Origin of the sequence: Bacteroides sp. D22 (assembly GCF_000163675.1) — a bacterium.
Classification (GTDB): domain Bacteria; phylum Bacteroidota; class Bacteroidia; order Bacteroidales; family Bacteroidaceae; genus Bacteroides; species Bacteroides xylanisolvens.
The window spans coordinates 1-1,690 of sequence record NZ_GG774857.1 but is presented as its reverse complement, the minus strand read 5'-3'; the positions used below and the strand labels follow the sequence as shown (position 1 = coordinate 1,690).

Genomic DNA, 1,690 nt, shown 5'->3' with positions numbered 1-1,690 from the left:
ATTTACCACAACGTTTCCAGAATACTCCATTATTTTATTCAAAATGGTACCGGAATGAATCAAATTTTAGGGATATGGCTGTCCTGAACCAAATCCTCCAAGAATTACAATTGAGTCGGCTTGCTGAATATACATAGTCGTCCCTTAAAAAGTACTCATCTGCGGGATATTGCAAGAAAACAGTGTCCCGCAGATTTTTTCAACAAGTAGCCAAAGAACCCTCATGGCTCTTTTGAAGTTGTACGCTGCTGCGGCTAAGAGCAGATTGACAACATCCCCGAACACACCTTTATAAAAGTTGCGTCCTAAACGAAAGTCTGATTTCAAATGCCCGATAGTCGGCTCTATTCCTGCACGCTTGCAGAATAGCTTATGTTTCTTCTTGCGTGTGTAATAACTGTCTTTCCTGTTTGGAACATCGGGTATCAGTATCCCGGTGCCGCCCACCTCTTTCTTTCCTCTGTACCCCCTGTCCCCGGCCAACTTCCTGATCTTCTTTCCGGTAATGCGTTCCACCTGCCTGAGGGATTCTTCAATGGTATGCCCGTCATATTCATTCCGGAAAGACTTGGCACCCAGTATGACACCGGTAATTGAGCGGACGATTGAAACCTTGTTGCCGAACTCGTATTTCTTATGTTCTTTCCCCTTGCTGATACACTGCACCTCCGGTTCATGCAGGGAATAGATTTTCCCGGGAGAATTGCGCTTCTGTGAAAGCACCCGCTCAAAGAGGTCGAGCAGGGAGTCGTAGCCGTGGTTTTCTTTCAGGTTGCGCCTCAGTTCCCTGACAAGCCTTCCCGCAATGGTGCGCAGCCGCTTGTCCGCTTTCAGGGCCTTGCCACGGTTCTTGGGGTGGTTACGGAAACGCTGGTCACGGTAGATCTTCTTGAGGACAAAGGTATAGCTCTGGCGCAAAGGAAGCCCTAAGGATTTTACGACAGACAACACTTTGCGGACTATCTTTTTATGCAACTTCGCATCCGTGGGATAAGTCACGTTCTTTTCCTGTACCGTGGAATCGATGAAGGCCGTGCAGTGATGGTCCGGGCCGTCGTCCTCCTGATTGACGCGGATACTTTCTGACAGAATCAGTTCCATGCCATTTTCTCCGACACGCTTACGGAAGTGTACCAGTTCGCTTGCATTGCAGGGATAGGAAGGCGTGAATTCCAACATACCGCAAAAGTACTGGTAATAAGCATTCTCGCTCCATTGTTCAACAACCGATTCATCGGACAGGTTACGCACGTGCTTAAGAATCAGAAGTCCGCACATCAGGCGGATGGGTTTGGCCGGACGACCGTTGACGGCACAGTATAGCGGGGAGAAAGCTTCTTCAAAACGGCGCCAGTCTATCTTATTGGCAAGCAGGTATAAGGGATGCCTGGGATTCAGCTGGTCTGTCAAAGAGCTGAACAAGGAGGGCTGAGGGGTGGTCTTGTTTATCATAATAATCTGCAAGTTTTCAACCATAAAGATACAAAAACTTGCAGATATATCAAAGCAATTTATATATTAATATGTTGATTATTAGGCGTAAAAGCACATTCTAAGGGGCGACTAATTAGGGATATTCAGTAAATGTTCCTCTTTCTAAAAAATCAAGAGAAAAGCTTTGCTTTACGTGAGCTTTTCTCTTGATTTTTTCGTTCAACTCTCCCAGTCTTCTATCTTTTTTGTAGAATAT

Annotated in this window: 1 protein-coding gene; it reads right to left on the bottom strand. The window is 46.0% G+C overall.

Annotated features, from left to right (window positions below):
* Positions 1–144: 144 nt before the first annotated feature.
* Positions 145–1,452 (bottom strand): IS5 family transposase, encoded by a 1,308-nt coding sequence (locus HMPREF0106_RS00150; RefSeq protein ID WP_008771523.1) that lies wholly within the window; start codon positions 1,450–1,452, stop codon positions 145–147.
* Between the last annotated feature and the right edge of the window lie 238 nt (positions 1,453–1,690).